Source organism: Streptomyces sp. TE5632 (genome assembly GCF_054061295.1).
In genome coordinates, this window is sequence record NZ_JBSSEA010000003.1 from 5,961,853 (window position 1) to 5,975,515 (window position 13,663).

A 13,663-nucleotide genomic window follows, 5' to 3' on the forward strand; every position below is an offset into this window, starting at 1 on the left:
TGGCGGCGGGCCCGCCCCCGAGCCCCGCCCGGCGCGTCCGGACGGGTGAGGAGGCCGACGGCCCCGGGAGAGGCGCGGGAGGCCGGCGACGGCGCCGGCGGTGGACGGCTCAGCGCAGGAGCAGTTGGGCGATGGCGAAGGTGCCGACGACGACGATGAAGACCCGCAGGGCGGGTGCGGGGAGCCGGCGCCCGACCTTCGCGCCGATCTGCCCGCCGATCGCCGAGCCCACGGCGATGAGGAGGACGGCCGTCCAGTCGTAGTCGGCGACGAAGAGGAAGAACAGGGCCGCGATGCTGTTGACGACGGCGGCGAGGACGTTCTTGACGGCGTTCAGACGCTGGAGGGTGTCATCGAGCATCATGCCCATCAGGGAGAGGTAGATGATCCCCTGAGCCGCCGTGAAGTAGCCGCCGTAGACACTGGCGAGGAGGATTCCGCCGAAGAGGACGGGACCGCCGTCGGTCTTGGTGATCGTGCCCGTGCGCGCCCGGCGCCGTTGGACGACGGCGGATATGCGGGGCTGCAGCACCACGAGGACCAGCGCCAGAGCGACGAGGACGGGGACGATCGTCTCGAAGGCGGTCGCGGGGAGGGACAGCAGCAACACCGCTCCGGTGAACCCGCCGGCCGACGCGGCGACGCCCAGCCTCAACACGAGGCGACGCTGGCCCCTGAGCTCCCTCCGGTAGCCTATGGCGCCGCTGATGGACCCGGGGATCAGCCCGAGGGCGTTGGACACGGTGGCGGTCACCGGTGGCAGCCCGGTGGCGAGCAGGACCGGGAACGTGATCAACGTTCCCGAGCCGACGATCGTGTTGATGGTGCCGGCGCCGATCCCGGCAACGAAGACCGCCGATGCCTCCCAGATGGACAAGGCCGTCTCCTTCACGATCGGTGAGCCGCCTCCCCGCCCGGAAGGTCGAGGGGCCACACCGATCATGCACGAAGGGCACTCGCCCCCGGCCGACGGGGGCAGTTCAAAGGCCCGCCGTGTGGTCGGGGACGTAGGTCTGGAGGTCACGTGGCGGGCGTTGGTATCCGGTGGACGACGGGCGCTCCGGCAGCTCGATGACCGGGGGTGCCACCTCCTGGTAGGGCACGGTGCTCAGCAGGTGGGCGATCATGTTCAGCCGCGCGCTGCGCTTGTCGTCGCTCTCCACGATGTACCACGGCGCCTCGGCGATGTCGGTGTGCACCAGCATCGTGTCCTTGGCACGGGAATAGGCCTCCCAGCGGGTGAGCGACTCCAGGTCCATGGGAGACAGCTTCCAGCGCCGCAGCGGATCCTCCAGCCGCTTGCGGAAGCGGGCCTGCTGCTCGGCGTCGCTCACCGAGAACCAGTACTTGCGCAGCAGGATCCCGTCCTCCACCAGCATCCGCTCGAAGATCGGGCACTGGCGGAGGAAGAGCCGGTACTCCTGCTCCGTGCAGAAGCCCATGACGTGCTCGACGCCGGCGCGGTTGTACCAGGACCGGTCGAACAGAACGATCTCGCCGGCGGCCGGCAGATGTTCGACGTAGCGCTGGAAGTACCACTGGCCGCGCTGGCGTTCGGTCGGTTTGGGCAGGGCCGCGATCCGTGCCACGCGCGGGTTGAGGTGATCCGCTATTCGTTTGATGGTGCCGCCCTTGCCCGCCGCGTCCCGCCCCTCGAAGACGACGACCAGCCGGGCACCTTCCGCCCGCACCCACTCCTGGAGTTTGATCAGCTCCGTCTGCAGCCGCAGCAGCTCGCTCTCGTACACCGCACGGGACAGCTTCACCGTCTTCTTGCCGGCCATGCCGCCTCCACCGCCCGGTGACCCGTGCCGTCGACGGTCAGGTCACCTCGTCCAGGTCCAGCACCGGAAAACCAGAACACCAGAGCGCCACCGTACTGACCGGCGACGGAGCGTGCATCCGGCAGGCCGGCCCGCAGGGCTCGGAGCAGGGTGCGCCGGTACGGCCAGAAGCGGGTGAGGACGAGTACGGCGATCACGCCGTACCAGGCACCGAGCAGCATCCAGTGGGTGTCCCGGACCACGTCCGGGAACCACGTCCGGGACCCTCCGGGGCGCGGGGAGGACTCCCTGGTCCAGGCAGTGCACGGTGACGTACCGGAAGAGGGCGACGGTGACGGTCCAGACCACGGCGCAGTAGGGGCAGAGCTCGTTGAGTTCGTACAGCGACCGGGCGATCAGCCGGTGGACGAAGACCACCCCGGCCAGCGCCCCGGCGCCCAGCGCGAGCCGGGGTCCCCGGTGGAGGCGGGCACCGGTGAGGGCGGCGACGCCCGGCACGGCGACGGCGGCGAACGCGCCCAGCCCGAGCGGCATGTCGGGGAAGCCGAACAGGTTGCCCCGCGGGCTGGACATGACGCTGCCGCAGCCCACCACCGGGCTGATGTCGCACGCCGGCCGGTGGGCCGGGTCGTCGAGCGACCGCCAGTCGTCCACGGCGAGCTGGAAGGACGCGAGCCGGCCGACGAGCCCGGTGACCAGCAGCACCAGGCCCGTCCGGCGACCGGCGCCCACCGTGTGCGGGGGGAGGGAGGCGGGGCGCTGACGGGTGGCTGCTCCGTCGAGCCGGGACCGGCGCCGGTCCCGGACAGGGTCGTTCGGCCCTCCGCCCGGGACGCGGGAGCCGTCGGTCGCCAACGTTCAGGCCCGTTGTTTCGCGGTTTGTCCATGTGGGAACCGAGGGGGGCGAGGCCGGCCGCCGGGCGGACCGGTCCCCCGGGCGGGGACCGGTCCGCCCGGCGGCAGGGACCTATGGCCCCTGGGGAGGGAAGGCCCCGGAACCGGACAGTGGTCATGGGGCTTCGGCCCGCGGGCAAGGGGCTCACGGTTTCCGCACGGTCCCGGTGCCGGGGCGCCCACGTGAGAGGAAGGGACGGACACAGCATGGTCCAGTCGCCGAAGTCCAAGAACGGCAGCCCACCGTCAGGCGCCGGGGTGCCCGGCCGGGCATGGCTGATGCTGGCTCTGGCCACTGTCGGTTTCGCCGTGAACTTCTGGGCGTGGGCACTGCTCAGCCCCCTCGCTCCACGCTTCCAGGACAGCCTGGACCTGACGTCGTTCGAGCAGTCGCTGCTGGTCGCGGTCCCCGTCGTGGTCGGCTCCCTGGGACGTATCCCGGTCGGCGCGCTGACCGACCGGTTCGGCGGGCGCCTGATGTTCCCGATCGTGTCGGCGGTCACGATCGTGCCGGTCCTCTACCTGGGCCTGGCCGGGCATTCCTCCCTCGCCGCACTGCTCATCGGCGGGTTCTTCCTCGGTATCGGCGGCACCGCCTTCGCCGTCGGCGTGCCCTTCGTCAACGCCTGGTTCCCGCCCGAGCGGCGCGGACTGGCCATCGGCGTCTTCGGCGCCGGCATGGGCGGCACCGCCATCAGCGCCCTGACCACGGTGACCCTGGTCGACGCGAGCAGCATGGAGACGCCGTTCCTGATCACCGCCGCGGTGCTGGCCGTGTACGCCCTGGTCGCCGCGCTGGTGCTGCGCGACGCACCGGGCCGCACCGTACCGAGCCTGCCGCTGGCCCGGCGGCTGGCCGCCACCATGAAGCTGGGCATCACCTGGCAGGCGTCCGCGCTCTACGCCGTCGCCTTCGGCGGCTACGTCGCCTTCTCCGTCTACCTGCCCACCTACCTCAGGACCGGCTACGACCTCACTCAGGCCGACGCCGCCAACCGCATGGCCGGGTTCGTGCTGCTCGCGGTGGCGATGCGTCCCGTCGGCGGCTGGCTGTCCGACCGGCTGGGCCCGGTCCGGGTCCTGGCCGGCTCACTGGCCGTGATCGTGGCCGGCGCGCTCGCGCAGTCGTTCACCCCGGTGCTGGCGCCGGTGGGGACCATCGCGTTCCTCGCCATGGCGGCCGCGCTCGGCGCGGGCAGTGGGGCGACCTTCGCGCTGGTGGCGCGGCTGACCCCGGCCGACCAGGTCGGCTCGGTCACCGGCGTGGTCGGCGCCGCGGGCGGCCTGGGCGGGTTCCTGCCGCCGCTGGTGATGGGCTCGCTGTACGGGGCGTACGGGTCGTACGCCGTCGGTCTGGTGCTGCTCGCGGTCGTGTCCGCCGCGGCGCTGGCCTACACCCTCACCGGTGTCCGCGCCGCGGTCGAGGGGGCCGGGCAGCACACCGGAGACCGGCACCCCGCCGGGAGCGCCGTGTAAGGAGCACCGGTGAACGAAAAGTCGACAAAGCCTGGCGAAGAACAGTGAAGAGTGACGGAAGACGACAGAGAAGAGGAGGAGATCCAGTGTGCGAGTACTGCGGCTGCCAGTCCCTGGCGTCGATCGACGAGCTGACCCGCGAGCACGACGAGGTCGTCCGCCTGATCAGCCACCTGCGCCCCGCCCACGAGGCCGGTGACGTGGCCCGGATGGCGCAGGTGGCCCGGGAGATGGCAGCCGTGCTCGGCCCGCACACCCGGGTGGAGGAGGGCGGCCTGTTCCCCGCCATGGCCGAGGACTTCCCCGACCGGATCGCCACCCTGGAAGCGGAGCACCGGCACGTCGACGCGGTGCTGGAACAGGCCGCCGACGGAGCCGTCCCGGGCGACCCGGCCTGGCCGGACCGGCTGATGGAGGCGATGGAGTCGCTGCGCGACCACATCCTCAAGGAGCAGGACCGGCGTCTTCCCGGCCGCGCTCGCGGTGCTCAGCACCGAACAGTGGGCCACGGTCGACGCGGTGCGTGAGGAGGTGGGCGGTGCCCTGCCCCGCCCCGCCGCCGCGACGGAGGCGTAGGGCGAGGTTCAGCGCACCCGGACAGCCGCACCCCACCGTTGTTGATCTTCATCGGAAAGCAGAATCGGTGGTGTGGCTGTTGACCTCGGGGCGGGAAGTGGTCCTAGAGTCGAGAGCGGCCGAAACCGATCACAATTCGAACGGGCCACCTGTGCCCGGAGCGGAGTGGCACGGTGAGCACGGAGACCAGCCCGGGACGGGCGGGCATGGACGGCGCTCTGGCGGAGGCCCTGGTACGCAGCCGCCGGTTCTTCACCCGGGCGGAGGTCTCCAAGGACCTGCGCACCCTGCACAGGAGCGGCGGACGCCAGGCGGACGAGTTCTACCGGGACCGCTGGTCGCACGACAAGGTGGTGCGCTCCACCCACGGGGTGAACTGCACCGGCTCGTGCTCGTGGAAGGTGTACGTCAAGGACGGCATCATCACCTGGGAGGCCCAGCAGACCGACTATCCGTCGGTGGGCCCCGACCGCCCCGAGTACGAACCGCGCGGCTGCCCCCGGGGAGCGGCCTTCTCCTGGTACACCTACTCGCCGACCCGGGTGCGCTACCCGTACGTGCGGGGCGTACTGCTGGAGATGTACCGGGAGGCCAAGGCCCGCCTCGGCGATCCGGTGGCGGCCTGGGCCGACATCGTCTCCGACCCCGAGCGCTCCCGTCGCTACAAGCGGGCGCGCGGCAAGGGCGGTCTGGTGCGGGCCGGTTGGGCGGAGGCGACGGAGATGGTGGCCGCCGCGCACGTGCACACCATCAAGGAGCACGGCCCGGACCGGCTGGCCGGGTTCTCGCCGATCCCGGCCATGTCGATGGTCTCGCACGCGGCCGGCGCACGCTTCTACTCCCTGCTCGGCGGCGCGATGCTGTCGTTCTACGACTGGTACGCGGACCTTCCGGTGGCCTCGCCGCAGGTCTTCGGCGACCAGACCGACGTACCGGAGTCGGGGGACTGGTGGGACGCCGGCTACCTGATCATGTGGGGCTCCAACCTGCCGGTGACCCGCACCCCGGACGCGCACTGGATGGCCGAGGCCCGCTACCGGGGGCAGAAGGTGGTCGCGGTCTCCCCGGACTACGCGGACAACGTGAAGTTCGCCGACGAGTGGCTGCCGGCCCAGCCGGGCACCGACGGCGCCATGGCCATGGCCATGGGCCATGTGATCCTCAAGGAGTTCTTCGTCGACCGGAAGACGGAGTACTTCGAGCAGTACGTCAAGCGGTACACCGACCTGCCCTTCCTGGTCACCCTCGACGAGGCCGGAGCCGGAGCCGGAGCCGGCACCGAGACCGGTGCCTACGTACCGGGCAAGTTCCTGACCGCCGCCGACCTCGGCGGTGAGGCCGCCGAGGCCGAGCACGCGGAGTTCCGCACCGTGCTGCTGGACGCGGCCACCGGGGAGCCGGTGGTGCCGAACGGCACGCTCGGCGACCGCTTCGGCGAGTCCGGGGCCGGCAAATGGAACCTCGACCTGGGCGACACCGTGCCGTCGCTGTCCGCCGACGGCACCCCCGAGACACCGGTCACCGTCCTGCTGCCGCGTTTCGACGCCCCGGACGGCGCGGCGGGCCGGCTGCGGCGAGGGGTGCCGGTGCGCCGGATCGCCGGCCGTCTGGTGACCACGGTCTACGACCTGCTGCTGGCGCAGTACGGAGTGGCCCGGGAGGGACTGCCCGGCCGCTGGCCGGCCTCGTACGAGGACGCGGAGGAGCCGTACACACCGGCCTGGCAGGCCGCGATCACCGGAGTGGACGCGGACCGGGTCGCCCGTATCGCCCGGGAGTTCGCCGCCAACGCCGAGGAGTCCGGCGGCCGTTCGATGATCATCATGGGGGCGGGGACCAACCACTGGTTCCACTCCGACACCATCTACCGGTCCTTCCTGACCCTGACCACGCTGACCGGCTGCCAGGGCGTCAACGGCGGCGGCTGGGCGCACTACGTCGGCCAGGAGAAGGTCCGCCCGATCACCGGCTACTCGGCGATCGCCACCGCCGCCGACTGGAACCGGCCGGCCCGGCTGATGATCCAGACCGCCTACTGGTACCTGCACGCCGACCAGTTCCGCTACGACCCGTTCTCCGCGGACACCCTCGCGGCGGCCGGCCCCGGCGGGGGCGGCCCGTTCGCCGGGAAGACCACGGCGGACGTCATCGCGCAGTCGGCGCGGATGGGCTGGATGCCGTCGTATCCGACCTTCGACCGCAACCCGCTCGACCTGGCGGACGACGCCGCGGCCGCGGGCCGCCCGGTCGCCGACCACGTGGTGGACGAACTCAAGGCGGGGCGGCTGAGGTTCGCCGGTGAGGACCCGGACGCCCCGGAGAACTTCCCGCGGGTGCTGACCGTCTGGCGGGCGAACCTGCTGGGCTCCTCCGCCAAGGGCAACGAGTACTTCCTCAAGCACCTGCTGGGCACCGACGCCTCCGTGCGGGCCACCGAGGCCCCGCCCGAGGCCCGCCCGCGGGACGTGGTGTGGCGGGAGGAGGCCCCGGAGGGGAAGCTCGACCTGCTGCTGACCCTGGACTTCCGGATGACCAGCACCACGGTCTTCTCCGACGTCGTCCTGCCGGCCGCCACCTGGTACGAGAAGTACGACCTGTCCAGCACGGACATGCACCCCTTCGTGCACGCCTTCAACCCGGCGATCCCCCCGCCGTGGCAGACCCGCAGCGACTGGGACGCCTTCCACACCCTCGCCAAGGAGTTCAGCCGGCAGGCGGCCGGCCATCTGGGCGTGCGCACCGACGTCGTCGCGGCGCCGCTGCTGCACGACACCCCGGACGAGATGGCGAACCCGCACGGCCGGGTCCGCGACTGGAAGGCGGGGGAGTGCGAACCGGTCCCGGGCCGGACCATGCCGAAACTCGTCACCGTCGAACGCGACTACGCGGCCGTCGCCGACAAGATGGCCGCGCTCGGACCGCTGCTCGACACCCTCGGCGCCACCACCAAGGGCATCACCTTCAAGGTCGACCGCGAACTGGAGTACCTGCGGCACAAGAACGGCACCGTGCGCGGCGGCACGGCCGACGGCCGTCCCTCGCTCGCGCGTGACACCCACGCCTGCGAGGCGATCCTCGCCCTGTCCGGCACCACCAACGGCCACCTCGCCACCCAGGGCTTCCACAGCCTGGAGGCGCGCACCGGCACCCGGCTCGCGGACCTGGCGGCCGAACACGAGGGCAAGCAGATCACCTTCGCCGACACCCAGGCCGCGCCGGTCCCGGTCATCACCTCGCCGGAGTGGTCCGGTTCGGAGACCGGTGGGCGCCGCTACTCGCCGTTCACCGTCAACGTCGAGCGCCTCAAGCCCTGGCACACCCTCACCGGCCGGCAGCACTTCTACCTCGACCACGACTGGATGTCCGCGCTCGGCGAGGAACTGCCCGTCTACCGGCCGCCGTTGAACATGGACGCCCTGTTCGGCGAGCCGCGCCTCGGGGACGTCGGCGAACTGGGCGTGACCGTGCGCTACCTGACCCCGCACAACAAGTGGTCCATCCACTCCGAGTACCAGGACAACCTGTTCATGCTGTCCCTCTCCCGGGGCGGCCCGACGATCTGGATGAGCAAGGAGGACGCCGCGAAGATCGGCGTCCACGACAACGACTGGGTCGAGGCCGTCAACCGCAACGGGGTGGTCGCCGCCCGCGCGGTCGTCTCGCACCGCATGCCGGAGGGCACCGTCTACATGCACCACGCCCAGGACCGGCTCATCGACGTGCCCCGCACCGAGACCACCGGCCGGCGCGGCGGCATCCACAACTCCCTGACCCGGCTGCTGATCAAGCCCAGCCACCTCATCGGCGGCTACGCCCAGCTGTCGTACGCCTTCAACTACCTCGGCCCCACCGGCAACCAGCGCGACGAGGTCACCGTCGTCCGCCGCCGCTCGAACCAGGAGGTGACGTACTGATGGCCGTCGGCGAAGCACCCGCCGGGCCCGCCCCCATCGGGCGGGTGATGGCGCAGATGGCGATGGTGATGAACCTCGACAAGTGCATCGGCTGCCACACCTGCTCGGTCACCTGCAAGCAGGCGTGGACCAACCGCTCCGGCGTCGAGTACGTCTGGTTCAACAACGTCGAGACCCGCCCCGGCCAGGGCTACCCCCGCCGCTACGAGGACCAGGACACCTGGCAGGGCGGCTGGGAGCTCAACAAACGCGGCAGGCTGGGGCTGAAGGCGGGCGGCCGGTTCAAGAAACTGATCCAGATCTTCTCGAACCCCAAGCTGCCCTCCCTCGACGACTACTACGAGCCCTGGACGTACGACTACGAGACGCTCACCAACGCCCCGCTCCAGGACCACACCCCCGTCGCCCGCCCCAAGTCCCTGATCACCGGCAAGGACATGAAGATCGCCTGGTCCGCGAACTGGGACGACGACCTCGGCGGCTCGCCCGACCACGGCGACAAGGACGTCCTGCTCGACCAGGTCTCCGAGAAGATCAAGTTCGAGTTCGAGCAGACCTTCATGTTCTACCTGCCGCGCATCTGCGAGCACTGCCTCAACCCGTCCTGCGCGGCCTCCTGCCCCTCCGGCGCGATCTACAAGCGGGAGGAGGACGGCATCGTCCTGGTCGACCAGGACAAGTGCCGGGGCTGGCGGATGTGCGTCACCGGATGCCCGTACAAGAAGGTGTACTTCAACCACCGCACCGGCAAGGCCGAGAAGTGCACCTTCTGCTTCCCGCGCATCGAGGTCGGACTGCCCACCGTCTGCTCCGAGACCTGCGTCGGCCGGCTGCGCTACATCGGCCTCGTCCTCTACGACGCCGACCGGGTCCTGGAAGCCGCCTCCACTCCCGACGACACCGGCCTGTACGAGGCGCAGCGGCAGGTCTTCCTCGACCCGGACGACCCCCGGGTCGTCGCCGCGGCCGAACGGGCCGGCATCCCGCGGGACTGGATCGAGGCCGCGCAGCGCTCCCCGATCCACTCCCTGATCAACACCTACAAGGTGGCCCTGCCGCTGCACCCGGAGTACCGGACCATGCCCATGGTCTGGTACATCCCGCCCCTGTCCCCGGTGGTCGACGCCGTCCGCGACACCGGACGCGACGCCGAGGACCACCGGAACCTCTTCGCCGCCGTCGACGCCCTGCGCATCCCCGTCGACTACCTCGCCCAGCTGTTCACCGCGGGCGACCCCGCCCCCGTCGACGCGGTCCTGCGCCGCCTGGCCGCCATGCGCGCCTACATGCGCGACATCAACCTGGGCCGCGAACCGGACGACGCCGTCCCCGAGGCGGTCGGCATGACCGGCGAGCAGGTCTACGACATGTACCGGCTGCTGGCCCTCGCGAAGTACGACGAGCGGTACGTCATCCCGCCCGCCCACGCCGAACAGGCCCACCAGCTCGAGGAACTGGCCACCGAGTGCAGCCTCGACTACGAGGGCGGCCCCGGCATGGGAGGCTCGGGCCCCTTCGGCGAGACCTCCGGCGGCGCCGCCCCGATCGCCGTGGAGAGCTTCCACGCCCTGCGCCACCGCCAGACCTCCGACACCCCGGCCACCCCCACCGACAAGACCACCCGGGTGAACCTCCTCAACTGGGACGGCAAGGGCTCCCCACCCGGCCTGTTCCCGGACACACCGTCCCGGGGCGGCGACAACGGGAGCGGCGAGGGCCCGGGTACGGGCCGCGACGGGAAGACGGAGCCGAAACCATGAAACGGAAGTCACCGAAGCCCGCCGGGCTCTCGAAGAGCACGCGGGCGCACCGCACCCGGCCCTGGCACCCCTCCGCCTGGCAGGCCCAGTCCCTGCTGCTCGCCTACCCCGACGACGGGTTCGGCCGGAACCTGGCCCTGGCCCGCCGGGTCGCCGACGCCCTCCCCGACCCGGCCGTGGCCCGCCCCCTGCTCCGCTTCGCCGCACACGCCGAGCGGACCGCCCCCGCCGACCTGGCCGCCGCCTACGTGGCCACCTTCGACCACCGCAAACGCTGCTGCCCGTACCTGACGTACTACGCGCACGGCGACACCCGTAAGCGCGGCATGGGCCTGCTGAGGCTGAAACAGACCTACGCCGCGGCCGGCTGGCGGCTCGCCGACGACGAACTGCCCGACCACCTCGCCGTCGTCCTCGAGTTCGCCGCCGCCGACCCCACCGCGGGAGCACGCCTGCTCACCGAGCACCGGGCCGGCCTCGAACTGCTGCGGCTGGCCCTGAACGACGACGACTCGCCCTGGGCGCACGTCCTGGACTCCGTCTCCGCCACCCTGCCCGCCCTCGCCGGCGACGACCGTGAAGCCGTCCTGCGGCTCGCCGCCCAGGGCCCGCCCGAGGAACAGGTCGGGCTCGACCCGTACGCGTCCCCCGTGTTCCTGCCCGACCCCGTCGTAGGAGGTCCCCGATGACCGTGCCCGCGCAGCCCGTCACCCTGGCGGCGGAGGCAGGCACCGGCGGCATCCTGCTCTGGGTCGCCCTGCCCTACGTCTGCCTCGCGGTGTTCGTCCTCGGCCACATCTGGCGCTACCGCTACGACAAGTTCGGCTGGACCACCCGCTCCTCCCAGCTGTACGAACGGCGGCTGCTTCGCATCGGCAGCCCCCTGTTCCACTTCGGCATCCTCGTCGTGCTGATCGGCCACATCGTCGGCCTGCTCATCCCCAAGGGCTGGACCGAGGCCGTCGGGGTGAGCGAGCACACCTACCACATCGGCGCGGTCGTGCTCGGCACCGTCGCCGGCGTCGCCACCCTCGGCGGGATCGCCGTCCTGATCTACCGGCGGCGCACCGTCGGCCCGGTCTTCTCCGCCACCACCCGCAACGACAAGGCCATGTACGTCTCCCTCACGGCGACCATCGTGCTGGGCCTGGCCGCCACCGTGGCCGCGAACATCGCCGGCGGCGGCTACGACTACCGCGAGACCATCTCCCCCTGGTTCCGCTCCCTCTTCTACCTCCAGCCCGATCCGGCCCCGATGACCGGCGCCCCGGTGCTGTTCCAGCTCCACGCCCTCAGCGCCCTGCTGCTCTTCGCGGCCTGGCCCTTCACCCGCCTCGTCCACATGCTCACCGCCCCCCTCGGCTACCTGACCCGCCCCTACATCGTCTACCGCAGCCGCGACACCGCTCTCGGCACCCGCACGCCCCGCCGGGGCTGGGAGCGCACCGGGTAGACACGGGGGAGCGCGCGCTCCCCCGTGTCGTCGCCGCCCGGTCGTTCCGGGCCCGTGAAGATGGGGGTTCTTGGCGGGTGACCCGAGGGCGGAGCGATGTGCTGGAGTGCGGAGGCCGACCTCGTGGCGGGCGTCGGTGTCGCGGCGGTCGGTGCGGCCTGTGTGGCGCGGGCGGACCGCAGCCGTGACCTTCCGCTGGCCGTGCTGCCGCTGCTGCTCGGAGTGCACCAGATGATCGAGGCGGCGATCTGGGCCTCGGACGGAGGGACGGGTCCGGCCGTCCTGCTCTGGGCGGTCGTCGCCCTGCCACTCCTGGCGCTCTGGGTACCGGTGGGCGTGTGGTGCGCCGCCCCGCGCCCCGCGCGGCGCGCACTGGTCCTGCCGCTGGCCGCCGGTGCCGTGACGGCGCCGGCCCTCGGGTACGTACTCGCCACGCGCCCGGTGCGGGCGGAGAGCCGCGGGCACACCATCGGGTACGTCCTGGACCTGCCGCACGCTCCACTGCCGGCCGTGGGCTACCTGGTGGCCACGGTCGGCGCGCCGCTGCTGTCCGGCGACTGTGGCCTGCGGATGCCGGGCGCCCTGGCCGCCGCGGGCGCGCTCGTCTGCTGGACCCTGTGGCGGCTGGAGTTCGTCTCGACCTGGTGCGCGTTCGCCGCCCTGTGCTCGCTGGCCCTCTTCGGCTGGGTACGCGGGCGCAGCCCGGCACGGGACGGCCCGGGCGGGACCCGGTGAAGCCCACCGCGCCCCGCCCCTGCCCGTCCCGCCCCTACCGGTCGACGGCGACGGAACCTAGAGTCACCGAATGACGACCACCACCCTGCCGGTCACCCTCGACGACGTCCGTGCCGCCGCCGAACGGCTCGAAGGCGTCGCCCACCGCACGCCGGTCCTGCGCTCCCGCACCCTGGACGCGCTCGTCGGCGCCGAGGTCCACCTGAAGTGCGAGAACTTCCAGCGGGTGGGCGCCTTCAAGTTCCGCGGCGCCTACCACGCGGCCTCCCGCCTCACCCCCGAGCAGTTGTCCCGGGGCATCGCCGCCTACTCCTCGGGCAACCACGCCCAGGCCGTCGCCCTGGCCGCCCGGGAACTCGGCACCACCGCCGTCATCGTCATGCCCGAGGACGCCCCGCCCTCGAAGCGGGCGGCCACCGAGGCGTACGGCGCTCAGATCGTCACGTACGACCGGTACACCGGAGACCGGGTCGCCGTCGCCGAGGCCCTGGCCGCGGAGCGCGGCCTGGCGCTCGTCCCGCCCTACGACCACCCGCACGTCATCGCGGGACAGGGCACGGCCGCGCTCGAACTCCTCGAAGAAGTGGGGGAGCTGGATGTGCTGCTCGCGCCGGTCGGTGGCGGCGGGCTGATCGCCGGAAGCGCCACCGCGGTCAAGGGCCTGTACCCCGGGGCGCGGGTGATCGGCGTGGAGCCGGAGGCGGGGGACGACACCAAGCGGTCCCTGGAGGCGGGACACCGCGTGAGCGTCCCGGTACCGCGCACCATCGCCGACGGCCAGGCGCTGCACACACCGGGTGAACTGACGTTCTCCGTCAACCGGCGGCTCCTCGACGGAATCGTCCTGGTCGGCGACGACGAGATCAGGGACGCCATGCGGTTCGCCTTCGAGCGCCTGAAGATCGTCCTAGAGCCGAGCGGCGCCACCTCTCTGGCCGCACTGCTCGCCGGCCGCGCGGGCCCCCTCCCGCGCCGGGTCGGCCTGATCCTCTCCGGCGGCAACGTCGACACCGCATGCTTCGCCCGGCTCTGCGGCCCTCACGACTGACCCCCGTCGCCCGCGACGTGCCA

11 protein-coding genes are annotated in these 13,663 nt (G+C 72.0%); 8 read left to right on the top strand and 3 right to left on the bottom strand.

Annotation, left to right across the window (positions count from 1 at the left end):
- Positions 1-109 precede the first annotated feature (109 nt).
- From ACVW19_RS32460 to ACVW19_RS32470, 3 genes are all read right to left on the bottom strand, one after another.
- On the bottom strand, positions 110-877 hold the full coding sequence (locus ACVW19_RS32460) for a sulfite exporter TauE/SafE family protein (protein ID WP_457464000.1): 768 nt from the start codon (positions 875-877) through the stop codon (positions 110-112).
- Between the two features lie 103 nt (positions 878-980).
- Positions 981-1,784 (bottom strand): polyphosphate kinase 2, encoded by an 804-nt coding sequence (ppk2, locus tag ACVW19_RS32465; protein WP_457464002.1) that lies wholly within the window; start codon positions 1,782-1,784, stop codon positions 981-983.
- 42 nt (positions 1,785-1,826) lie between these two features.
- On the bottom strand, positions 1,827-2,516 hold the full coding sequence (locus ACVW19_RS32470; protein WP_457464004.1) for a vitamin K epoxide reductase family protein: 690 nt from the start codon (positions 2,514-2,516) through the stop codon (positions 1,827-1,829).
- A gap of 369 nt (positions 2,517-2,885) precedes the next feature.
- Between ACVW19_RS32470 and ACVW19_RS32475 the strand changes: the two genes are divergently transcribed.
- From ACVW19_RS32475 to ACVW19_RS32510, 8 genes are all read left to right on the top strand, one after another.
- On the top strand, positions 2,886-4,154 hold the full coding sequence (locus ACVW19_RS32475) for an MFS transporter (protein WP_457464006.1): 1,269 nt from the start codon (positions 2,886-2,888) through the stop codon (positions 4,152-4,154).
- Positions 4,155-4,240: 86 nt separating this feature from the next.
- Positions 4,241-4,681 (top strand): hemerythrin domain-containing protein, encoded by a 441-nt coding sequence (locus tag ACVW19_RS32480; RefSeq protein ID WP_457464007.1) that lies wholly within the window; start codon positions 4,241-4,243, stop codon positions 4,679-4,681.
- Positions 4,682-4,936: 255 nt separating this feature from the next.
- Complete coding sequence (locus tag ACVW19_RS32485) at positions 4,937-8,644, top strand: nitrate reductase subunit alpha (protein ID WP_457464886.1); 3,708 nt, start codon at positions 4,937-4,939, stop codon at positions 8,642-8,644.
- The gene (gene narH / locus ACVW19_RS32490; protein WP_457464009.1) at positions 8,644-10,404 is read left to right on the top strand and encodes a nitrate reductase subunit beta; all 1,761 of its coding nucleotides are present in this window, start codon (positions 8,644-8,646) and stop codon (positions 10,402-10,404) included. The genes ACVW19_RS32485 and narH overlap by 1 nt, the downstream gene beginning before the upstream one ends.
- Positions 10,401-11,093, top strand: a complete 693-nt coding sequence (gene narJ / locus ACVW19_RS32495) for a nitrate reductase molybdenum cofactor assembly chaperone (RefSeq protein WP_457464010.1) — start codon at positions 10,401-10,403, stop codon at positions 11,091-11,093. Before narH ends, narJ begins: the two co-directional genes overlap by 4 nt.
- Positions 11,090-11,857, top strand: a complete 768-nt coding sequence (gene narI, locus ACVW19_RS32500) for a respiratory nitrate reductase subunit gamma (RefSeq protein WP_457464011.1) — start codon at positions 11,090-11,092, stop codon at positions 11,855-11,857. The genes narJ and narI overlap by 4 nt, the downstream gene beginning before the upstream one ends.
- 96 nt (positions 11,858-11,953) lie before the next feature.
- A complete protein-coding gene (locus tag ACVW19_RS32505; protein ID WP_457464013.1) occupies positions 11,954-12,592 on the top strand; it encodes a DUF6629 family protein in 639 nt (212 codons plus the stop codon).
- Positions 12,593-12,662: 70 nt separating this feature from the next.
- Entirely contained in the window at positions 12,663-13,640 is a 978-nt protein-coding gene (locus ACVW19_RS32510) for a pyridoxal-phosphate dependent enzyme (RefSeq protein WP_457464015.1), read from the top strand.
- The last annotated feature ends 23 nt before the right edge of the window (positions 13,641-13,663 follow it).